Origin of the sequence: Micromonospora sp. NPDC057141 (genome assembly GCF_042670805.1) — a bacterium.
In the GTDB taxonomy this organism is placed as follows: domain Bacteria; phylum Actinomycetota; class Actinomycetes; order Mycobacteriales; family Micromonosporaceae; genus Micromonospora.
In genome coordinates this window covers 31,840-51,991 of the sequence record NZ_JBHUVA010000014.1, presented here as the reverse complement: position 1 = coordinate 51,991, position 20,152 = coordinate 31,840, and the positions used below count along the sequence as shown (strand labels likewise).

Sequence of the window (20,152 nt, the reverse complement as noted above, 5' to 3'; positions counted from 1 at the left end):
CCATGCCCGGCGTCCTTCCAGAAGGCGAGCCCGTCCCGGCCGACGGCTCGCTGCCCGCCACCGCCACCCGCGCCGTCGGCGCGCGCGGCTTCGGCGTTTACGTGCACGTGCCGTTCTGCGCCAGCCGCTGCGGCTACTGCGACTTCAACACGTACACCGTCGACGAGCTGGGCGGCGGCGCGAGCCGCGAGTCGTACGCCGACACGGTGCTCGCCGAGCTGGCGCTTGCCGGCCGGGTGCTCGGCGACTTCCCGCCGCCGAGGGTCGACACCGTCTTCGTCGGCGGCGGCACCCCCACCCTGCTGCCCGCCGACGACCTGGCCCGGATCCTCGACGGCATCGACCGCACCTGGGGGTTGGCCGCCGACGCGGAGGTGACCACCGAGGCCAACCCCGAATCGGTGACGCCGGAGTCGCTGAAGACCCTGCGGGCCGCCGGGTACACCCGGATCTCGCTGGGCATGCAGTCGGCCGCGCCGGGGGTGCTGGCGATCCTCGACCGCCGGCACCGCGCCGGCCGGGCCACCGAGGCCGCCCGGGAGGCCCGCGACGCCGGGTTCGACCACGTCAACCTCGATTTGATCTACGGTACGCCGGGGGAGAGCGCCGAGGACTTCGCCGCGTCCCTGGCGCAGGTGGTGGCCGCCGGGGTGGACCACGTCAGCGCGTACGCCCTGATTGTGGAGGACGGCACCCGGCTGGCCGCGCGGATGCGGCGCGGCGAGCTGCCGTACCCCTCCGACGACGTGGCGGCGGACCGCTACCTGGCTGCGGAGGCCGCCCTCGGCGCGGCCGGTTTCTCCTGGTACGAGGTGTCCAACTGGGCCCGCACGCCGGGCGGGCGGTGCCGGCACAACCTGCTGTACTGGACGGGCGGCGACTGGTGGGGCCTCGGGCCGGGGGCGCACAGCCACGTCGGCGGGGTGCGCTGGTGGAACGTCAAGCACCCGGCCGCGTACGCGAAGCGCCTCGCGGCGGGGTGCTCGCCCGGCCTGGCCCGGGAGGTGCTCACGCCCGACGAGGCCCACACGGAGGACGTCATGCTGCGGCTGCGGCTCGCCTCGGGGCTGCCGCTGGCCGTGCTGGACGACGCGGGTCGGGCCGGCGCCCAGCGGGCGCTGGCCGGCGGCCTGCTCGACCCGGCCGGGTACGCGGCCGGCCGGGCGGTGCTCACTCTGCGCGGCCGGCTGCTGGCCGACGCGGTCGTGCGCGACCTGCTGCCCTGACGGGGTGACCCGGCCGGCCGGGGGAGCGGCCGGCCGGGGTCACTTGATCAGGTTGACGGTCATCGGGTAGCGGTAGGGGGTGCCCTCGTTCGCCTTGATGCCGGCGATGATGCCGAAGATGATCCCGATGATCATGGCGGCGAACCCGATCAGGAGGCCGACCAGGATGCAGGTCAGGATCCAGCCGATCAGGGCGATGACGGACCAGAGGAGCTGGAAGTTCAGCGCCGCCACCGCGTGGGCGCGGACCGTCGGCGACTGGCTGCCCCGGGCGACGAGCGCGATCAGCGGCGCGAGCCAGCCGAGCACGCCACCGCCGAGGAACATCCCCGCCGCGCCACCGAAGTGGGCGACCAGGACCCAGGTCTTGTCCTCGTTGTTGGCGTAGCCGCCGGAGGGCGTGCCGTACGCGCCGCCGGCCGGGTAGCCGCCGCCGGGCGGCGGATAGCCACCGGGCGGCGGGTAGCCGGCCGACGGCGGCTGGTCGCCGGTGGGTGGCGGATAGCCACCGGGCGGGGGATAGCCGCCTGCCCCGGGGGCCCCGGACAGTGGTGCGGTGGGGGGCTCGTGCCCCGGCGAGCCGTACGGTGCCGACGGGTTCGGCTCCGGCGGGTAGCCGCCGGGGTCGCCCGATCCGGGAGGGCGAGGTGGTTCAGTCATGCATGTCACGGTAGGGGCTGCGGGCAAGCGGGCACCAGAGCGACACCGGTCGGGCGTGGCGGATGATCGGTCAGCGTGCGCAGGTGGCGGCCCGCTCCGGGCGGCGGTCGACCGGCCGGCGTGCGCCCGACGGGGCTCCCGGCGCGGCGGCTGCCGCGCCCGTGGTCCGTCGTTGATCTTACCGATGACGGGGCAGCCGACGTAGACTGGCACTCGTTACAGTCGAGTGCCAGGCGTCGACGCACCGGCGGAGCGCCGGCCTGCGGTGCCGCCGCGCCGCCAGGGCCGACGTGCGACAGGAGGTGGCAGGGGTGGGTCTGGACGACCGCAAGCTCGCCGTGCTCCGCGCGATCGTCGAGGACTACGTCGCCACCCAGGAGCCGGTCGGCAGCAAGGCGTTGGTCGAGCGGCACCAACTCGGCGTCTCCCCGGCGACGGTCCGCAACGACATGGCGGTGCTGGAGGAGGAGGGCTACATCCGGCAGCCGCACACCAGCGCCGGCCGGGTCCCCACCGACCGGGGCTACCGCCTCTTCGTCGACCGGTTGTCCCGGGTCAAGCCGCTCAGCCCGGCCGAGCGCCGGGCGATCGAACGCTTCCTGGTCGGCGCGGTCGACCTCGACGACGTGGTGCACCGCACGGTGCGGCTGCTGGCCCAGCTCACCCGCCAGGTCGCCGTGGTGCAATATCCCTCGCTGGCCCGCTCCTCGGTGCGGCACCTGGAGCTGGTGCCGATCTCCACCACCCGGCTGATGCTGGTGATGATCGCCGACACCGGCCGGGTCGAGCAGCGGTTGGTCGAGCTGCCCGCGCCCGTCTCCGCCGACGACGTCACCGACCTGCGCCGGCTGGTCAACGAGAAGCTGGTGGGCAGCCGGCTGTCGGAGACCCCGCCGCTGGTGCAGGCGCTGGTGGAGGAGTCGACCCCGCACCTGCGTGGCGCGATGACCACGCTCTCCACCGTGCTGCTGGAGACGCTGGTCGAGCGGCACGAGGAGCGCATCGCACTGGCCGGCACCGCCAACCTGACCCGGGGCGGCCTGCTCGACTTCCAGGGGTCGCTGCGGCCCATCCTGGAGGCGCTGGAGGAGGAGGTGGTGATGCTCAAGCTGATCGGCGAGGCCGAGTCGACCACCACCCGCGTGCTGATCGGCGACGAGAACGAGATCGACAACCTGCGGGCCGCCTCGGTGGTGAGCACCGGGTACGGCCCGGGGGTGACCGCGCTCGGCGGGCTGGGCGTGGTCGGCCCCACCCGGATGGACTACCCCGGCACCATCGCCACCGTGCGGGCCGTGGCACGCTACGTGGGCGAGCTGCTGGCCCAGAACTGACCAGTCAGGGCCGACGGCCGGCTCCGGCCGACGACCGGCGCAACGCGACAAGAACATGAGGACACGGGACGCAGTGGCCAGGGACTACTACGGCATCCTCGGCGTGAGCCGGGAGGCCTCCGACGACGAGATCAAGCGCGCCTACCGCAAGCTGGCGCGGCAGTTCCACCCGGACGTGAATCCGGACCCGGAGGCACAGGAGAAGTTCAAGGACATCAACGCCGCGTACGAGGTCCTCTCGGACGACCGGAAACGGCAGATCGTCGACCTGGGCGGCGACCCGCTCGCCCCCGGCGGCGGGGGCATGGGCGGCCCGGGCGGGCCCGGCGGGGCCGGCCCGTTCGTCGGCTTCCAGGACATCATGGACGCCTTCTTCGGTGGCGCGGCCGGCGGCTCCCGGGGCCCGCGCCCGCGCACCCGGCCGGGCGCGGACGCGATCCTGCGCCTGGAGCTTGACCTGCACGAGACGGCGTTCGGCGTCGAGGCCCCGATCACCGTCGACACGGCCGTGCTCTGCACCACCTGCTCCGGTGCGGGCACGGCGGCCGGCACCCACCTGGCCACCTGCGAGGCGTGCGGCGGGCGGGGCGAGGTGCAGTCGGTGCAGCGGACCTTCCTCGGCCAGGTGGTCTCCGCCCGGCCGTGCACGGTCTGCCAGGGCTACGGCACCACCATCCCGCACCCCTGCCCGACCTGCACTGGCGACGGGCGGGTGCGCACCCGCCGCTCGCTGACCGTCAAGATCCCGGCCGGGGTCGAGGACGGCATGCGCATCCGGCTCGCCCAGCAGGGCGAGGTCGGTCCGGGCGGCGGCACCGCCGGCGACCTCTACGTCGAGATCCACGAGCGCCCGCACGACGTCTACTCCCGCAAGGGCGACGACCTGCACTGCCGGGTCACCGTCCCGATGACCGCCGCCGCGCTCGGCACCCGGCTGACCATCAAGACCCTCGACAGCGAGGAGACGGTCGACGTCAAGGCCGGCACCCAGCCGGGCAGCACCCTGCGGCTGCGCGCCCGGGGCGTGCCGCACCTGCGCGGCACCGGCCGGGGCGACCTCTACGTCCACCTCGACGTGCGGACCCCGACCAAGCTCGACCCCGACCAGGAGAAGATGCTGCGCGACTTCGCCAAGACCCGGGGCGAGGAGGTCGCCGAGCTGAGCAAGCAGGGCGGCTTCTTCTCCCGGATGCGCGACGCCTTCAACGGGCACGCCTGAGGTGTCGGCGCCGCTGTTCCTGGTCGACACGCTGCCCACCGGCGACGGGCTGACCCTCGGCGGCCCGGAGGGGCACCATGCCGCCACCGTGCAGCGGCTACGCGCCGGTGAGGAGCTGCTGCTGGCCGACGGCCGGGGCGGCACCGCCGCCGCCGTGGTCACCGCCGTCGGCCGGGGCACCCTCGACCTGCGGGTCACCTCCCGGGGGTACGTCGACGCGTCCGTCCCCCGGCTCGTCGTGGTGCAGGGCATCGCCAAGGGCGACCGGGGCGAGCTGGCCGTGCAGGCGATGACCGAGGTCGGGGTGGACGAGATCGTCCCGTGGGCGGCGTCCCGCTCGGTGGCGCAGTGGCGCGGCGAGCGGGGCGTGCGGGCCCGGGAGAAGTGGGCGGCGACCGCCCGGGAGGCGGCGAAGCAGGCCCGCCGGGCGTGGCTGCCGGTGGTGGCGGGTGCCCCCGACGAGTCCACCGCCACGGTGGCCCGCCGGATCGCCGGGGCCGCCGCCGCGTTCGTCCTGCACGAGGAGGCGCAGGAGCGGCTGGCCGTCGCCGAGCTGCCCGACGCGGGCGAGATCGTGCTCGTCGTCGGCCCCGAGGGCGGCATCACCGACGCGGAGCTGACCGCGTTCGTCGGGGCGGGCGCCCGCCCGGTGCGCCTCGGCCCGAACGTGTTGCGCACCTCCACCGCGGGTGTCGCCGCCCTCAGCGCCCTCTCCCCCCGCCTCTCCCGCTGGTAACCCCCTCCCACCGGTCCCCGCCCCTCCAGCCCCGCCAGCCCCTCCCGCGCCCTCTGCGCGCCGATCTTGCACTTTGGGCCCCGACGAAGGTTGTAAATCGGGTATAGCGGGGGCCGTAACTGCAAGATCGCCGGGGCCGGGGCCGGGGCCGGGGCCGGGGCCGGGGCTCGGGTCGGGGCCGGGGCGCGGGCCGGGGTCGGGGACGGCAGTCGCCCGGCAGCTGCGCGCGCAGCTGCCCGGCACGACTTACCATGCCCCGATGGGATCCGACTGCCTGTTCTGCCGCATCGTCGCCGGGGAGATCCCGGCCACCGTCGTCCGGGAGACCGCCACCACCCTCGCCTTCCGCGACATCGACCCGAAGGCCCCGGTGCACGTGCTGGTCATTCCGAAGGAGCACTACGCCGACGTGGCGACCCTGGGCCAGGGCGATCCCGCGCTGGCCGGCGAGCTGCTGGCCGCGGCCGCCGCCGTGGCCGAGGACGAGGGGCTGCTCGGCGACGGTTTCCGGCTCATGTTCAACACCGGGGCGTACGGCGGCCAGGAGGTCTTCCACGTGCACGCGCACGTGCTCGGCGGCGCGCCGCTGGGCCCGATGCTCTGCCGCTGAGATGTGAGCGCCTGCGCCGAGGTGTTAGGAGGGGCCCTTGTACAACAGAATGCGTCAACAAGGGGCCCCTCCTTACACTGCGGGAGTGAGTGGAATCGATGAGCGGTTCGGGCGGATGGTGCGGCGGGTCCAGGCCGAGGGGCGGGTGCCGGCGGTCGCGGCGGCCCTGCACCGGGCGGACCGCCCGCTCTGGACCTGCGAGGTCGGCGGCACCGGCAACGACACCGCGCTCGGCCCGCAGACGCTGTTCCGGATCGGCTCGGTGACCAAGACGTTCACCGCCGTGCTCGTCATGCAGTGCCGCGACGCCGGCCTGCTCGACCTGGACGACCCGGTCGGTGCGCACCTCGACGTGCCCGCGCACGGCGAGCTGACCGTACGCCGGCTGCTGTCGCACACCTCGGGCCTGCAACGGGAGCCGCACGGCGACGTCTGGGACACCCTGCTCGCCCCCGGGGCGGACGAGCTGCTGGCCGACCTGGCCCGCGCCGAGCGGGTGCTGCCGCCGGCCCGCCGCTTCCACTACTCCAACCTCGGCATGGCGCTGCTCGGCCAGCTCGTCGCCCGGCTGCACGGCGGCACCTGGGCCGAGGCGCTCGCCGAGCGGGTGCTCGCCCCGCTGGGCCTGACCGCCACCACCGACCGCCCGGGCCCGGCGGCGGCCACCGGGTTCCTCGTCGACGCGTACTCCGACGAGGCGCACCCGGAGCCGCCGGCCGACTTCGGCGCGGTCGGCCCGGCCGCGCAGCTCTGGAGCACCGCCGCCGACATGGCCCGCTGGGCGGCGTTCCTGGCCGATCCGGCGGCGCTCGACCCCACCGGCGCGGTGCTCGCCCCGGCGACCCTCGACGAGATGCGCTGGCCGCTGACCGTCACCGACGAGACGTCCTGGGGCGCCGGCTTCGGGCTGGGGCTGATCCTGCTGCCGCAGGGGGACCGGGTGGTGCACGTCGGGCACGACGGGGCGATGCCCGGCTTCCTCGCCGCCGTCTACGGCCGCCGGGGCGGCGACGGCACCCCTGGCGCGATGGGCGCGGCGGCGCTCGGCTCGTCCGGGACCGGCGTGCAGGTCATGGAGCTGCCGCACCGGCTGCTCGCCGCCGCCGTCGAGCACGACCCGGCCGACGTCGAGCCGTGGCGGCCGGGCCCGCCGGCCCCGGCGCACCTGCGCGGCATGCTGGGCCGGTGGTGGGGCGAGGGCTTCGCGTACGTCTTCAGCTGGCACGACGGCACGCTGCGGGCCCGCGGCGCGGACGACCCGGCGGGGAAACCCCCGGCGGTCTTCGCCCCGCTGCCGGACCGGCCGGACGTGTTCCGCACCGTCTCCGGGCGGGAGGCCGGCGAGCTGCTGCGGCTGACCCGCGACGCGGCCGGGGCGGTGGTCCGGCTGCACTGGGCGACGTACCGTTTCACCCGGGGGCAGGAGACCTTCGACGGGTACGACTTCCGGCGCTGACGCCCGCCGCGCCACCAGGCCGGCGGCCCGGGGAAATGGGCGAGGTGCCGCCGAGCGGGAAACGTTACGATGGGGGTAACGTCCGATCGCCGCGCCAGCAGGGCCCGGCGCCGAGATCGAGAGCAGGTGCGCAGGGCCCCTCGGCCCGACCCATGACCGGCACCCCACCTCCCGGCCCGCCCCGGGTGCAGACCAGGATCACCGTCCCCGACTCGAAGATCATGGTCAACCTGCTGGGCGCGGGCGACGAGATCCTGCGACTCGTCGAGCGTTCGGTCGACAGCGACGTGCACGTCCGCGGCAACGAGATCACCATCACCGGTGCTCCGACGGACAACGCCATCGCCGAGCGCCTCTTCAGCGAGCTGCTCGAACTGATCGAGAAAGGCGAGACCCTGACCACTGACGCCGTGCGGCGCACCGTCGGGATGCTGGAGCAGGGCGGCACGGAGCGGCCCGCCGAGGTCCTGACCCTCAACATCCTCTCCCGGCGCGGGCGCACCATCCGTCCCAAGACGCTCGGGCAGAAGAAGTACGTCGACGCGATCGACGCCCACACCATCGTCTTCGGCATCGGCCCCGCCGGCACCGGCAAGACCTACCTGGCGATGGCGAAGGCCGTCCAGGCGCTCCAGGCCAAGCAGGTCAGCCGGATCATCCTGACCCGGCCGGCGGTCGAGGCGGGGGAGCGGCTGGGCTTCCTGCCCGGCACGCTCAACGAGAAGATCGACCCGTACCTGCGCCCGCTCTACGACGCGCTGCACGACATGCTCGACCCGGAGACGATCCCGAAGCTGATGGCGGCGGGGACGATCGAGGTCGCGCCCCTGGCATACATGCGGGGCCGGGCGCAGCCGTACGACGCCCGGGTCCTGACCCCGGAGGGGTTCCGGCCGTTCGGGTCGCTGCGGGTCGGCGACCTGGTCATCGGCTCGAACGGCACGCCCACGCCGGTGATCGGCGTCTACCCGCAGGGGCCGAAGCAGGTCTACCGGGTCACCACCCAGGACGGCGCGTCCACCCTCGCCTGCGGCGAGCACCTGTGGACCGTCGCCACGCCCGACGACAAGCGGCGCGGGCGTCGGCGCACCCTCGAAACGCAGGAGATGATCGGCAAGGAGCGGCGGGGCCACACCCGGCGGTACGAGCTGCCGGTCGTGGCGCCCGTGCAGCTGGAGCCGCAGGACGTTCCGCTCGACCCGTACGCGCTCGGCCTGCTCCTCGGCGACGGCTCGATCTCGTGCCGCACGACGCCGGCCTTCTGCACCGCGGACCCGGAGCTCGCCGCCGCGCTCGAAGAGGCACTGCCCGACATCGCCCTCGTTCGCAAGGGTGAATACGACTACGTGCTCCGGCACGTCAACGGTCACCGGGGCGGGGTGATCGTCGCGAACCCGGTGACGGCCGTGCTGCGCGAACTGCGCCTGGCCGGGGCGACCTCGGGCACCACGTTCGTGCCCGAGGTCTACCAGAACAACAGCCTCGACGTCCGGCTGGCCGTGCTCCAGGGGCTGTTGGACACCGACGGCGGGCCGGTCGTCCAGGCGGGGCGCACCTGCCGGGTGCAATACTCGACGACGTCGCCGCGGCTGCGGGACGACGTGGTCTACCTGGTCCAGTCGCTCGGCGGGGTGGCCACCTGGCGGGTGCGGGAGGCCGACGGGCGCAAACCCGGCCTGGTCAACGGCCGCCCGGTCCCCTACCGCGCCGACGCCTACGTCGTGGAGATCAGGCTTCCTGCCGGCGTCCCGCCGTTCCGCCTGTCGCGCAAGCGGCGGCTGTACGACGAGCACGGCGGTGGCCGGCCGATGCGGTTCATCGACTCGATCATCCCGGCCGGGGTGCAGGAGACGATGTGCATCCAGGTCGCGGCGGAGGACTCGCTGTACGTGACCGACGACTTCCTGGTCACGCACAACACCCTCAACGACGCGTTCATCATCCTCGACGAGGCGCAGAACACCACGCCCGAGCAGATGAAGATGTTCCTCACCCGGCTCGGCTTCGGTTCCAAGATCGTGGTCACCGGCGACGTCACCCAGGTGGACCTTCCCGGCGGGACGACCAGCGGCCTGCGGGTGGTCCGGGAGATCCTGGAGAACGTGGAGGACGTGCACTTCGCGCAGTTGTCCAGCTCCGACGTGGTGCGCCACCGGCTGGTCGGGGAGATCGTCGACGCGTACGCCCGCTGGGACGCCGAGCGGGAGAACCAGCAGGCGCAGGGCGTGCACGCCGTGCCGGGGCACACCGCCCAGGGCGGCCGGGCCGGCCGGCGCCGACAGACCTAGGGAACCCAGTTGTCCATCGAGATCGCCAACGAGTCCGGTGTCGACGTCGACACCGACGCCGTGCTCGCCGTCGCCCGGCACGCCCTCGACGAGATGGGGGTCAATCCCCTCGCCGAGCTGTCCGTGCTGCTGGTCGACATCGACTACATGACCGAGTTGAACCATCGCTGGATGGGCGGCGACGGCCCGACCGACGTGCTCGCCTTCCCCATGGACGAGGGCAGCGTCGACCACGGGCCGGGCGAGTCGAGCGCGGCCGGCGGCGAGCCGGCGCTGCTGGGCGACATCGTGCTCTGTCCGGAGGTGGCGGCCAAGCAGGCCGCGACGGCCGGCCACTCCTCTGCCGACGAGCTGCACCTGCTCACCGTGCACGGCGTGCTGCACCTGCTCGGCTACGACCACGCCGAGCCGGAGGAGGAGCGGGAGATGTTCGAGCTCCAGGCCCGGCTGCTGGCCAGCTGGCGGTCGACCCGGTCCTCGTGATGCCCGTCCAGGTGTCGGCGGCCGGCGCGGCGGCCGGCCTGCCCGACCTGCAACTGCTCGTCTTCGCGGCCGGGCTGGTGGTGCTCGCCGGCGTGATCGCGATGACCGAGGCGGCGCTGGCCGCCGTGTCACCGGCCCGCGCGGCCGAGCTGGCTCGCGACGGGGCCCGGGGCGCGCGCACGCTCCAGGCCGTCGCCGGTGACGTGGTACGCCACCTCAACCTGTTGCTGTTGCTGCGGCTGCTGGCCGAGCTGACCGCCACGACGCTGGTCGCGCTGGTGGCGGTCGACACGTTCGGCGCGGGCTGGCGGGCGGCGCTGGTCACCGCCGGCGCGATGACCGTGATCAGCTTCGTGGTGGTCGGGGTCGGCCCGCGTACCCTCGGCCGGCAGCACGCGTACGCGGTCGGCCGCGCCGTCGCGCCGCTGGTGCGCTGGCTCGGCCGGGCCCTCAACCCGCTGGCGTCGCTGCTGATCCTGATCGGCAACGCGGTCACCCCGGGGCGCGGCTTCCGGGAGGGGCCGTTCGCCACCCAGGTGGAGCTGCGCGAGCTGGTCGACCTGGCCGAGCAGCGGGGCGTCGTCGAGCATGGCGAGCGGCAGATGATCCACTCGGTGTTCGCGCTCGGCGACACCATCGCCCGCGAGGTGATGGTGCCGCGCACCGAGATGGTGTGGATAGAGGAGAGCAAGACGCTCTCCCAGGCACTTGCCCTGTTCCTGCGCTCCGGCTTCTCCCGCATCCCGGTGATCGGGGAGAGCGTCGACGACGTGCTCGGCGTGCTCTACCTGAAGGACCTGATCCGGCGTACCCGGGGCGGCGACCCGGCCGCGGCCCGGCTGCCGGTGTCGGAGCTGATGCGTCCGGCGACGTTCGTCCCGGAGTCCAAGCCGGTCGACGACCTGCTGTCGGAGATGCAGGCCGCGCGCAACCACCTGGTCATCGTCGTCGACGAGTACGGCGGCACCGGCGGCCTCGTCACGATCGAGGACATCCTGGAGGAGATCGTCGGCGAGATCACCGACGAGTACGATGTCGAACGCCCGCCGGTCGAACGGCTGGCGGACGGCGCGGTGCGGGTCACCGCCCGGCTGCCCGTCGAGACCCTCGGCGAGCTGTTCGACGTCGAGTTGCCCGCCGACGAGGTCGAGACGGTCGGCGGCCTGCTCGCGCAGGCCCTGGGCCGGGTCCCGATCCCCGGCGCGGAGGCCGAGGTGGCCGGGCTCCGCCTGGTCGCCGAGGGCACCACGGGCCGGCGCAACCGGATCGACACCGTGCTGGTGAGCCGGGTCGAGCCGACCGGCCGCCCTGACACCACCCCCGTGCGCGGCGAGCCCGCCGAGGCCCGGGGCACCCAGAACCGAGCCGAGGAGAGGCAACCCGCCGATGCCTGAGTCACCCGCCGCGCCCGCCGCCCTGCCCACCCCGTCCGCGCCGGTCGAGCTGAGCGCCGAGGACGGCAAGCTGGTCATCCTCGCCCGGGGGGCCCGGGGCCGGGTGGGCGCCGTGGAGGGAGCCGCGGTACGCGACCAGGACGGCCGGACGTACGCGGCGGCGAGCGTGTCGCTGCCCTCGCTGACTCTCACCGCCCTCCAGCTCGCGGTGGCCTCCGCCGTGGCGGCCGGGGCGACCCGGCTGGAGGCCGCCGTCGTGGTGACGGAGGCGTCGACCCTGGACGGGGCGGGGCACGCCGCCGTCCGCGACCTTGCCGCCGACGCGCCGATCCACGTGGCCGCGCCGGACGGCACCGTCCTCGGCACGGTGGTCGAGTGAGCGGCGTGCACGATGGTCGGGTGAGCGACGTCGGTGCCGGCGTCGGGGGAGTGCGCCCGTACCGGGCGGGGTTCGCCTGCTTCGTAGGCCGGCCGAACGCCGGCAAGTCGACGCTGACCAACGCCCTCGTCGGCACGAAGATCGCGATCACCTCGAACAAACCGCAGACCACCCGGCACATCATCCGGGCCGTGCTGCACCGGCCGGACTCGCAGCTCGTGCTGGTCGACACCCCCGGTCTGCACCGCCCCCGCACCCTGCTCGGCGAGCGCCTCAACGACCTGGTCCGCTCCACCTGGAGCGAGGTCGACGTGATCGGTTTGTGTATCCCGGCCGACGAGCCGGTGGGCCGGGGCGACCGGTTCATCACCGGCGAGCTGGCCGAGCTGAAGGCCACGGTGCTGGCGGTGGTGACCAAGACCGACCTGGTGGACAAGCGGCGGCTGGCCGAGCAGCTGCTCGCGGTCAGCAAGCTGGGCGAGTTCGCGGCCGTGGTGCCGGTCAGCGCCGTCTCCGGCCACCAGCTCGACACGCTGGTCGACGTGATGACCGGCTATCTGCCCGAGTCGCCGCAGCTCTATCCGGACGACATGCTCACCGACGACCCGGAGCAGGTGCTGGTCGCCGAGCTGATCCGGGAGGCGGCCCTGGAGGGGGTCCGCGACGAGCTGCCGCACTCCATCGCCGTGGTGGTGGAGGAGATGATCCCCGAGGGCAACCTCATGAAGATCTATGCCGACGTGTACGTCGAGCGGCCCAGCCAGAAGGCCATCGTGATCGGCCACCGGGCCGGCCGGCTCAAGGAGGTCGGCACCACCGCCCGCCGGCAGATCGAGGAGCTGTTGGGCACCCGCGTCTACCTGGACCTGCACGTCCGGGTGGCAAAGGACTGGCAGCGCGACCCGAAGCAACTCCGCAAACTCGGCTTCTGACCCGCCCGTCACACCTCCGCCCGCCCGGGCCCCGCGACTGCCCCGCCCCGCCCCGGTGATCAAGAGGAGAACGTCAGAGTTGATCTCGGCGATGACGCAAACTTCTTGATCACCGGGGCGGGGTGAGCCATTCCCGCTCACACCCGGTCTGTGATGTGGCTCAGGCGGTGCGCTTTGCCAGGGCGAGGAAGCCGCGCCAGGCGGACGGCGAGAAGGTGAGAGTGTCGCCGTCGCGGTTCTTGCTGTCGCGGACGAGGATGATGCCGGGAAGATTGTCGGCGACCTCGACGCAGTTGCCGCCGCTGGTGCCGCTACGGGTGGACTTCTTCCACCGAGCGCCGGTCAGGTCCATTGGCTCGCCACCTTTTTGATCAGATCCAGGGACTGTCGCCGCGACAGTCCCTCGCTGCGGACGCTCTCCCACCGCTCAAAAAGCGTAGCCAGACCGTCTGGGCGGTCCACGACGTCGCCGCCCAACTGGTTCTCAAGGTGACCCAGCCAACGGCCGTCGGGTAGGTGCGCCAGCGACAGCGGACCGGACAGTCCAGCATGGAGCCCCACCTCCGCAGGAACGACATGAACGCTGGTCGTGGGGCGTTCGGCGCAGGCTACGAGCTGGAATAGCTGCTCCGACATCATTTTCTCCGAGCCTTCGCTGATGCGACGGACCGCAGATTCGTCGACCACCACGACAACTTGTGGCGGGTCCTCCCGAGCGAGGACGGCTTGGCGCTCGATACGCGTTGAGACCCGGTGTTCGACTTCGCCTTCGGTCAGTCGCGGATCAAGTCGCAGCACTGCGCGGGCGTACTCCTCGGTCTGGAACAGCCCTGGAATCAGATTCGGCTCGAAGTAGCGAAGTTGCGTTGCCCCACGCTCGGCGTCGAGCCAGGGCAGGAACCAGGACGCGGCCCCGAGTTGAGTCACCAGGCGTTCGAACAGCCCACCGTTGTTGAAGGCGCGGTCGGCACCCCTGATGAAGTCCATGGTGAGCGCCCGCGTGCCGCCTTCCACCGAGCTGACATGGGACGCGCTGAATCCGGCGGCCCGGCCGAAGGCCTCCTGTGTCATCCCGGCGGCACCGCGAGCACGCCGGATCTCGGCAACGACGAGGTTGGCGACCGGACTCGGTACGTCAGCCATTCACAGCCCTTCAATCCAAAGATCGATTACTCGCCGGGCCACGCCGAGGATGTCCCTTCGCCCAGCCCCACCCGTTGGGCGGTAGCACCTCCCGAGAGTAGTGGAACGCGCAGCAGAGTGTCATCAGGACGGTGCGGGTCGGTGAAGGAGTTCCCGATTCGCCCCGGTCGGGGCCGCCCGGTCGTGGACTACCCACCACTCCGCCGGGCGGTCCTTCCAGTCTCGACAGACGGGGGAGAGCAATGTCGCACAGCGGAGAACCTCATCCGCCCCGCGCCATCAAGGGCGGCGACGTCCTGCACCTGACGAGGGCAGCGAGTCCGCAATTCGTCACGCCGGTGACGGTTCGTGTCGTCCGCGAGGTGCCGGGCTGCCATCCGCCGTACGGTTGGACGTGGATCGAGGCATACGTGCTCGACGCTCGTGGTCAGGCCGTCGCGAAACGCGAGCTGTTCGTCCTGCGGGAGGGGCTGCGCTGGCTCGCTGCGTACTCACGAACTCGGGCCCCGGCCCGTCACGGACCGGTCGGGAGCGCGCGGCGGGCCAGGGTGTCCTGATGTGCCACCCGCATCTGCCGATCCGTCCGCTGTGGCGCTGCCGACGTTGCGGGGCCCCGTGGCCGTGCGGGCCGGCCCGGCTGTCGCTGCTGGCCGAGCACCAGGGCAACCGGGCTGCCCTGGTCGCCCGCCTGGCGTCGCTGCTGGAGGAGGCGACCGAGCACCTGACGGCACTGTCCCCGTCGACCCCGCCGGGCGATTTGACCGACCGGTTCCTGTCCTGGGTCCGCGCGCCGCTGCCGCCCACGAGGGGAGCCGCGGTCCGCGTGCCGCTGCCGCCCACCGGGGAGGTGGACCCGCAGAGCGGTCGTAGTTCCCGATTCTCGACAGAGAATGGCATTCCTCACTTTTTTGGCGCCTCGCTGGTCGTTTGGTGGGGCTGGGTCGGAGGGTAGGGGTCGGTAGCTCCCCCTGCCCCCGACCGGAAGCCGGCTGATGCGAAACCGGTACCTGGACCTGCTCCGTGCCCTGGCGATCGTCCGCGTCGTCGTCTACCACGTGACCGGATGGGCCACGCTCACCCTGGTCTTCCCGGCCATGTCGGTGATGTTCGCGCTCGCCGGGTCGCTGATGGCGGCGTCGCTGGACCGGTCCGGCCCGTCGGCGGCCCGTCGGCGGCTGCGCCGCCTGTTGCCGTCGCTGTGGGTGCTGGCCGTCGTCTTCGTGCCCGCCATGCTGCTCACCGGGCTGCCGCTGACGCCGAAAGTGCTGCTCTGGGCGTTCCCGGTCGTCGACCCGCCGGCCAACTACTGGGGGGCGCTGGCGCTCAGCGTGATCTGGTACCTGCGGGACTACCTGTGGTTCGTGTTCGCCTCGCCCGTCGCGCTGTGGCTGTTCCGGCGGGCACCGTGGCCCACCCTGCTCGCCCCGTACGCGCTGCTGGCCGCCATCGAGTTCGGCCTGCTCCCCGCCGCGCCCACCGCGCTGCGGGAGTTCGGCCTCTACTTCGGCGCGTGGCTGCTCGGCTTCGCCCACCACGACGGCCTGCTGCACCGCACCGCCAACCGGGTGCTGCTCCCGGCCGCGCTGGCCCTGGGGGCGACCGGGGCGGCGTGGATCCTGACCCATCCCGGCCCGCGCGGGTACGACCTGAACGACATCCCGCTGGGCAACGCGCTCTGGTCGGCGGCGTTCATCCTGGTGGCGATCGGCCGGGCCCCGGCGTCGGCGGCCTGGGTGGACCGTTCCGCCGTGGCCGGCCGGGCGGTGACGGTGCTGAACCGGCGGGCGCTCACCGTCTACCTGTGGCACATGCCGTTCGTGGTGGCGCTCACCCCGCTGGTCGACGTGGTCGGCTGGTCCCATCAGGACCCGGTGGGCCTGGCGGTCCGGGTGGCGCTGGTCTTCGCGCTGGTCGGCGTGGTCACCGCGCTGGTCGGCTGGGTGGAGGACGTCGCCGCCCGACGGCCCCCGCAGCTGTTCCCCGGCGGCGCCCGCCCCGTGCCGGCCCGCGTGCCTGTCGCCGGCCGCCCCGTGCCGGCCGGCGACAGCCCCGTGCCGGTCAGTCCCGCGCCGGCCGGCTACGGCCGGGCGGTGCTGCCCGCGCCCCGGGCCCCCGAGGAACACACCCTCAAGCTCAGCGCGCGGTGACCGACACGTTGCCGCTCTCCGTGGCCACGTCGAGCAGCAGCGACGCGCCCGGGTCGTCCACGATGCCCAGCTCGGCCTCGCCGGAGTCGACGTCCGAGCGCACCCGGTACCGGCCGGCGGGCACGACGAGATCCACGTCGCCGCTGGCGGCGTGCGCCCGCACCGAGGCCGGGGCGGCCAGCTCGACGGTGACGTTGCCGGAGTCGGCCTCGGCGTCCACCTGGCCGCCCAGGCGGCTGCCCGTGACGTCGCCCGACGAGGCGCGCAGGGTCGCCGGGCCGCGTACGTCGTCGACTTCGACGTTGCCGGAGCTGGCCTCGGCGCGTACGGGGCCGGTCGCCCGGGTGATCTCCAGGTTCCCCGAGTCGAGCCGGAAGTCCACCTCGCCGACCCGGCTCAGCACGACGTTGCCGGATCCGGTCTCGCCGCTCACGGCGACGCCCTCCGGGGCGGTCACCTCGTAGGAGATCGAGCAGCGGTCACCGCAGTCGGTGTCCAGCACCAGCTCGTCGCCGCGGATCTCGTACCGGGCCTCGGGCTGGTCGCCGTGGTAGCGCAGCACCCGCTTGATCCGCACCTGGCCGGCGGGGCCGCTGCCGACGACCGTCACGTCGCCCGATCCCGGCAGCACGGTGACCCGGGCGATCCGCGTCGACTCGACGTCGTCGAAGTCGAGCCGGCGCAGCGACAGGTTGTCGCATCCGGCGAGGAGGATCAGGGCGGCGGTCGTCCCCACGGCGACGGCGCGGGCGGGGACGGCGCGGGTGGCGCGGGCAGGGCGGGTGGCATGGACGGTCCGGTGCGAGGCCATGGCGGGCACGCTACGGCCGGCCCGGCCCGCCGCGCATCGGGGATCACCCGCCGGGCACCCCGATTCGACCCTGATTTCGTACGCCGGGGGAGAATGGCCGGATGGCCGGATACCGCCGACAGCTCTACCGCGACGACGCGGTGGTCCTGCGCGTGCAGAAGCTCGGCGAGTCCGACCGGATCATCACCCTGCTGACCCGCCGACACGGGCGGCTGCGCGCGGTGGCCCGGGGGGTGCGCCGCACCACCAGCAAGTTCGGCGCCCGGCTGGAGCCGTTCGGCCACGTCGACGTGCAGCTCGCCGGCGACCCGAAGGGCAACACCGGCAGCTCGCTGCACAGCGTCAGCCAGGTCGAGGGGATCGACCTGTACGGCAAACGGTTCCTCGGCGACTATCCGCGCTACACGGCGGCCAGCGCGATCGCCGAGACCGCCGAGCGGCTCACCCCGGTCGAGCGGGAGCCGTCGCTGCGGCTGTTCCAGCTCACCCTCGGCGCGCTCAAGTCCCTCGCCCGGGGCGAGCACGCCACCACGCTGGTGCTCGACGCGTACCTGCTGCGGGGGATGGCCCTCGCGGGCTGGGCGCCCGCGCTGACGGCCTGCGCGGTCTGCGGCACCCCCGGGCGGCACCGGGCGTTCTCCGTGCCGGCGGGCGGCGCGGTCTGCCCGGACTGCCGGCCGCCCGGCGCGGCCCACCCCGCGCCGGCGACCGTCGACCTGATGTCCGCGCTCACCACCGGCGACTGGGTGCTCGCCGACGCCACCGAGACCGGCGTCCGCCGGGAGTGCAGCGGCCTGGTCGCGGCGCACCTGCAGTGGCACCTGGAGCGCGCGCTACGCTCGCTGCCGCTGGTCGACCGGGGCGGTCCGACGGCCGGCGGTGCCGCCGCCGTGAACAGGGAGAAGACCGAGTGATCCGATCGATGAGGGCCGGCCGGCGTGCGCCGGTGCCGCCGACTCCGCACCCGTCGGGTGCCCGGCCCCCGGCGTTGCCGGCCGACGCGCTGCCGAAACACGTCGCGATCGTCATGGACGGCAACGGCCGGTGGGCCAAGGAGCGGGGGCTGCCCCGCACGAAGGGCCACGAGCAGGGCGAGCACAGCCTCTTCGACACCGTCGAGGGCGCGATCGAGCTGGGCATCCCCTACCTGTCGGCGTACGCGTTCTCCACGGAGAACTGGCGGCGCTCCCCGGACGAGGTCCGGTTCCTGATGGGCTTCAACCGGGACGTCATCCGCCGCCGCCGCGACCAGCTCGTCGACCTGGGTGTGCGGGTGGTCTGGTCCGGCCGGGCCGGTCGGCTGTGGAAGAGCGTCATCTCCGAGTTGCAGACCGCCGAGGAGATGTCCCGGGGCAACTCGACGCTGACCCTCCAGTTCTGCGTCAACTACGGCGGGCAGGCCGAGATCGCCGACGCCGCCGCCGCGATCGCCCGCGACGTGGCGGCCGGCCGGCTAGACCCGGGCAAGGTCACCGAGAAGACCGTGGCGAAATACCTCTACCACCCGGAGGTCCCCGAGGTGGACCTCTTCCTCCGCCCGTCCGGCGAGGAGCGGATCTCCAACTTCCTGCTCTGGCAGACCGCGTACGCGGAACTGGTGTTCCTCGACACCCTCTGGCCCGACTTCGACCGCCGCCACCTGTGGTACGCCTGCGAGCTGTACGCCCAGCGGGACCGCCGGTTCGGCGGCGCGCTGCCCAACCCGGTCGCCCCGCCGCAGACCTGACCGGCCTGCGCAACGGGCGGAGCGTCGCCGGTTCTGACCCGCACGTCGGCGCCGCCTCCGTGCCTCGGGGGCGGCGCCGATCGGTTGCGGCTCAGGCCTCCACTTCGGAGCGTCCCTCGGTGGCCCACAGGGTGTGGAACGAGCCGTCCCGGTCCACCCGGCGGTAGGTGTGCGCGCCGAAGTTGTCCCGCAGCCCCTGCAACAGCGCGGCGGGCAGCCGCTCGGCGCGCAGCCCGTCGAAGTACGCCAGCGAGGACGAGAACGCCGGCGTCGGCACCCCGGCCCGGGCCGCGTCGACGACGACCCGCCGCCAGCTCGGCACGCCGGCGCTGACCGCCTCGGCGAAGTACGGCGCGACCAGCAGCGACGGCAGCTCCGGCTCGGCGTCGTACGCCTCCTTGATCCGGTCGAGGAAGCGGGCCCGGATGATGCAGCCGCCCCGCCAGATGGTGGCGGTGCCGCCCAGGTCGATGTCCCAGTCGTACTCGCTGCTGCCGGCGCGGATGTGGTCGAAGCCCTGCGCGTACGCGACGATCTTGCTGGCCAGCAGCGCGCGCCGCACGTCCTCGACGAAGGTGTCGCGGTCCTCGACCTGCCACTTCTCCCCGGCGTCGCCGAAGGCGCGGCGGGCGGCCTCGCGCTGGCCGGCGTGCCCGGACAGCGACCGGGCGAACGTCGCCTCGGCGATGCCCGTGATCGGGATGCCCAGGTCCAGCGCGCTCTGCACCGTCCAGCGGCCGGTGCCCTTCTGCTCGGCCTGGTCGAGCACGATGTCCACGAAGGCCCGGCCGGTCGCCGCGTCGGTGTGCCCGAGGACCTCGGCGGTGATCTCGATGAGGAACGACTCCAGCTCGCCGGTGTTCCACTCCCGGAAGATCTCCGCGATCTCCGCCGGGCTCGCCGACAGCCCGGCCCGCAGCAGGTCGTACGCCTCGGCGATGAGCTGCATGTCGGCGTATTCGATGCCGTTGTGGACCATCTTCACGAAGTGCCCGGCGCCGTCGGGGCCGATGTGCCGGCAGCACGAGGTGCCGTCCACCTGCGCGGCGATCTTCTCGAACATCGGGCCGAGCTTCGCGTACGACTCGGCGGAGCCGCCCGGCATGATGCTCGGCCCGAGCAGCGCGCCCTCCTCGCCGCCGGACACGCCGGTGCCGGAGAAGTGCAGCCCCTTGGCCCGCAGCGCCTCCTCCCGCCGCCGGGTGTCGGCGAAGTGGGCGTTGCCGCAGTCGACGATGATGTCGCCCTCGTCGAGCAGCGGCACCAGCTCGTCGATCACCGCGTCGGTGGGTGCGCCCGCCTTGACCATGATGATCACGGCGCGGGGGCGCTCCAGCGAGCCTACGAAGTCCGTCAGGGACTCGGACGGCACGAACGTCCCCTCGTCACCGTGCTCGGCGACCAGGCTGCGGGTCCGCTCCGGCGACCGGTTGTGCACCGCCACCGTGAACCCGTTCCGGGCCAGGTTCCGGGCCAGGTTCCGGCCCATCACCGCCAGCCCCGTCACGCCGATCTGCGCCGTCGCCTGTTGCGTCATCCGTACCCGCCACCTCTCGCGTCGCCTGTAGTGCTGCGACGGTATCGCGCCGCCCGGCGGTCCGGGACCGG

The 20,152-nt window shown here is 73.5% G+C and carries 19 protein-coding genes and 3 pseudogenes; 17 read left to right on the top strand and 5 right to left on the bottom strand.

The window, feature by feature from the left end; translation table 11 throughout:
- Nucleotides 1-2: 2 nt before the first annotated feature.
- The gene (gene hemW / locus ACFT41_RS11325) at nt 3-1,226 is read left to right on the top strand and encodes a radical SAM family heme chaperone HemW (protein WP_377589208.1); all 1,224 of its coding nucleotides are present in this window, start codon (nt 3-5) and stop codon (nt 1,224-1,226) included.
- Between the two features lie 39 nt (nt 1,227-1,265).
- Here hemW and ACFT41_RS11320 read toward each other — a convergent pair whose 3' ends face one another.
- Nucleotides 1,266-1,886, bottom strand: coding sequence for a DUF4870 domain-containing protein (locus ACFT41_RS11320; protein WP_377613802.1), 621 nt, complete (start codon nt 1,884-1,886; stop codon nt 1,266-1,268).
- A 311-nt stretch (nt 1,887-2,197) separates the two neighbouring features.
- Between ACFT41_RS11320 and hrcA the strand changes: the two genes are divergently transcribed.
- From hrcA to era, 12 genes and pseudogenes are all read left to right on the top strand, one after another.
- The gene (gene hrcA, locus ACFT41_RS11315; RefSeq protein WP_377586753.1) at nt 2,198-3,220 is read left to right on the top strand and encodes a heat-inducible transcriptional repressor HrcA; all 1,023 of its coding nucleotides are present in this window, start codon (nt 2,198-2,200) and stop codon (nt 3,218-3,220) included.
- Nucleotides 3,221-3,293: 73 nt separating this feature from the next.
- Nucleotides 3,294-4,439 (top strand): molecular chaperone DnaJ, encoded by a 1,146-nt coding sequence (gene dnaJ, locus ACFT41_RS11310; protein ID WP_176734063.1) that lies wholly within the window; start codon nt 3,294-3,296, stop codon nt 4,437-4,439.
- A 1-nt stretch (nt 4,440) separates the two neighbouring features.
- Nucleotides 4,441-5,175, top strand: a complete 735-nt coding sequence (locus tag ACFT41_RS11305) for a 16S rRNA (uracil(1498)-N(3))-methyltransferase (RefSeq protein ID WP_377586752.1) — start codon at nt 4,441-4,443, stop codon at nt 5,173-5,175.
- Between the two features lie 259 nt (nt 5,176-5,434).
- Nucleotides 5,435-5,785, top strand: a complete 351-nt coding sequence (locus tag ACFT41_RS11300) for a histidine triad nucleotide-binding protein (protein ID WP_377586751.1) — start codon at nt 5,435-5,437, stop codon at nt 5,783-5,785.
- A gap of 115 nt (nt 5,786-5,900) precedes the next feature.
- Nucleotides 5,901-7,241, top strand: a complete 1,341-nt coding sequence (locus ACFT41_RS11295; RefSeq protein WP_377586758.1) for a serine hydrolase domain-containing protein — start codon at nt 5,901-5,903, stop codon at nt 7,239-7,241.
- 152 nt (nt 7,242-7,393) lie between these two features.
- Nucleotides 7,394-8,089 (top strand): annotated as a pseudogene (locus ACFT41_RS11290) (PhoH family protein); the annotation flags it as partial.
- Nucleotides 8,078-8,896: pseudogene (locus ACFT41_RS11285) on the top strand (LAGLIDADG family homing endonuclease); the annotation flags it as partial. The pseudogenes ACFT41_RS11290 and ACFT41_RS11285, both read left to right, overlap by 12 nt.
- Before the next feature lie 264 nt (nt 8,897-9,160).
- Nucleotides 9,161-9,529: pseudogene (locus ACFT41_RS11280) on the top strand (PhoH family protein); the annotation flags it as partial.
- A 9-nt stretch (nt 9,530-9,538) separates the two neighbouring features.
- Nucleotides 9,539-10,012 carry an rRNA maturation RNase YbeY gene (gene ybeY / locus ACFT41_RS11275; protein WP_007072473.1) on the top strand — a complete coding sequence of 158 codons (474 nt, stop codon included), beginning with the start codon at nt 9,539-9,541 and terminating at the stop codon, nt 10,010-10,012.
- Nucleotides 9,988-11,406: a hemolysin family protein gene (locus ACFT41_RS11270; RefSeq protein WP_377586757.1), complete on the top strand. Its 1,419-nt coding sequence runs from the start codon at nt 9,988-9,990 to the stop codon at nt 11,404-11,406. Before ybeY ends, ACFT41_RS11270 begins: the two co-directional genes overlap by 25 nt.
- A complete protein-coding gene (locus tag ACFT41_RS11265) occupies nt 11,399-11,785 on the top strand; it encodes a hypothetical protein (RefSeq protein WP_043966794.1) in 387 nt (128 codons plus the stop codon). Before ACFT41_RS11270 ends, ACFT41_RS11265 begins: the two co-directional genes overlap by 8 nt.
- A gap of 20 nt (nt 11,786-11,805) precedes the next feature.
- On the top strand, nt 11,806-12,717 hold the full coding sequence (era, locus tag ACFT41_RS11260; RefSeq protein WP_377586750.1) for a GTPase Era: 912 nt from the start codon (nt 11,806-11,808) through the stop codon (nt 12,715-12,717).
- A 160-nt stretch (nt 12,718-12,877) separates the two neighbouring features.
- Here era and ACFT41_RS11255 read toward each other — a convergent pair whose 3' ends face one another.
- The gene (locus ACFT41_RS11255; RefSeq protein WP_377586749.1) at nt 12,878-13,069 is read right to left on the bottom strand and encodes a DUF397 domain-containing protein; all 192 of its coding nucleotides are present in this window, start codon (nt 13,067-13,069) and stop codon (nt 12,878-12,880) included.
- The gene (locus ACFT41_RS11250) at nt 13,060-13,860 is read right to left on the bottom strand and encodes a helix-turn-helix transcriptional regulator (protein ID WP_377586748.1); all 801 of its coding nucleotides are present in this window, start codon (nt 13,858-13,860) and stop codon (nt 13,060-13,062) included. Before ACFT41_RS11250 ends, ACFT41_RS11255 begins: the two co-directional genes overlap by 10 nt.
- 556 nt (nt 13,861-14,416) lie before the next feature.
- On the opposite strand from ACFT41_RS11250, the gene ACFT41_RS11245 reads away from it, so the two are divergent.
- Together ACFT41_RS11245 and ACFT41_RS11240 are read left to right on the top strand one after the other, a co-directional pair.
- Nucleotides 14,417-14,812: a hypothetical protein gene (locus ACFT41_RS11245; RefSeq protein ID WP_377586747.1), complete on the top strand. Its 396-nt coding sequence runs from the start codon at nt 14,417-14,419 to the stop codon at nt 14,810-14,812.
- A 40-nt stretch (nt 14,813-14,852) separates the two neighbouring features.
- A complete protein-coding gene (locus ACFT41_RS11240; RefSeq protein WP_377586746.1) occupies nt 14,853-16,007 on the top strand; it encodes an acyltransferase in 1,155 nt (384 codons plus the stop codon).
- Here the strand turns inward: ACFT41_RS11240 and ACFT41_RS11235 are convergent.
- Nucleotides 15,994-16,818: a DUF4097 family beta strand repeat-containing protein gene (locus ACFT41_RS11235; protein ID WP_377586745.1), complete on the bottom strand. Its 825-nt coding sequence runs from the start codon at nt 16,816-16,818 to the stop codon at nt 15,994-15,996. The genes ACFT41_RS11240 and ACFT41_RS11235 overlap by 14 nt on opposite strands.
- A gap of 101 nt (nt 16,819-16,919) precedes the next feature.
- Here ACFT41_RS11235 and recO point away from each other — a divergent pair, with 101 nt between their 5' ends.
- Nucleotides 16,920-17,732: a DNA repair protein RecO gene (gene recO / locus ACFT41_RS11230; protein WP_377586744.1), complete on the top strand. Its 813-nt coding sequence runs from the start codon at nt 16,920-16,922 to the stop codon at nt 17,730-17,732.
- 8 nt (nt 17,733-17,740) lie between these two features.
- Nucleotides 17,741-18,544, top strand: a complete 804-nt coding sequence (locus tag ACFT41_RS11225; RefSeq protein WP_377586756.1) for an isoprenyl transferase — start codon at nt 17,741-17,743, stop codon at nt 18,542-18,544.
- Nucleotides 18,545-18,635: 91 nt separating this feature from the next.
- Here ACFT41_RS11225 and gndA read toward each other — a convergent pair whose 3' ends face one another.
- Nucleotides 18,636-20,081, bottom strand: coding sequence for an NADP-dependent phosphogluconate dehydrogenase (gene gndA, locus ACFT41_RS11220; RefSeq protein WP_377586743.1), 1,446 nt, complete (start codon nt 20,079-20,081; stop codon nt 18,636-18,638).
- Nucleotides 20,082-20,152 lie beyond the last annotated feature (71 nt).

Coding starts and splice junctions, on each gene's coding strand:
- hemW (WP_377589208.1), top strand. CDS start 3: ATGCCCGGCGTCCTTCCAGAAGGCGAGCCCGTCCCGGCCGACGGCTCG.
- ACFT41_RS11320 (WP_377613802.1), bottom strand. CDS start 1,886: ATGACTGAACCACCTCGCCCTCCCGGATCGGGCGACCCCGGCGGCTAC.
- ACFT41_RS11300 (WP_377586751.1), top strand. CDS start 5,435: ATGGGATCCGACTGCCTGTTCTGCCGCATCGTCGCCGGGGAGATCCCG.
- ACFT41_RS11295 (WP_377586758.1), top strand. CDS start 5,901: ATGGTGCGGCGGGTCCAGGCCGAGGGGCGGGTGCCGGCGGTCGCGGCG.
- ACFT41_RS11265 (WP_043966794.1), top strand. CDS start 11,399: ATGCCTGAGTCACCCGCCGCGCCCGCCGCCCTGCCCACCCCGTCCGCG.
- ACFT41_RS11255 (WP_377586749.1), bottom strand. CDS start 13,069: ATGGACCTGACCGGCGCTCGGTGGAAGAAGTCCACCCGTAGCGGCACC.
- ACFT41_RS11250 (WP_377586748.1), bottom strand. CDS start 13,860: ATGGCTGACGTACCGAGTCCGGTCGCCAACCTCGTCGTTGCCGAGATC.
- ACFT41_RS11245 (WP_377586747.1), top strand. CDS start 14,417: ATGTGCCACCCGCATCTGCCGATCCGTCCGCTGTGGCGCTGCCGACGT.
- ACFT41_RS11240 (WP_377586746.1), top strand. CDS start 14,853: ATGCGAAACCGGTACCTGGACCTGCTCCGTGCCCTGGCGATCGTCCGC.
- ACFT41_RS11235 (WP_377586745.1), bottom strand. CDS start 16,818: ATGGCCTCGCACCGGACCGTCCATGCCACCCGCCCTGCCCGCGCCACC.
- recO (WP_377586744.1), top strand. CDS start 16,920: ATGGCCGGATACCGCCGACAGCTCTACCGCGACGACGCGGTGGTCCTG.
- ACFT41_RS11225 (WP_377586756.1), top strand. CDS start 17,741: ATGAGGGCCGGCCGGCGTGCGCCGGTGCCGCCGACTCCGCACCCGTCG.
- gndA (WP_377586743.1), bottom strand. CDS start 20,081: ATGACGCAACAGGCGACGGCGCAGATCGGCGTGACGGGGCTGGCGGTG.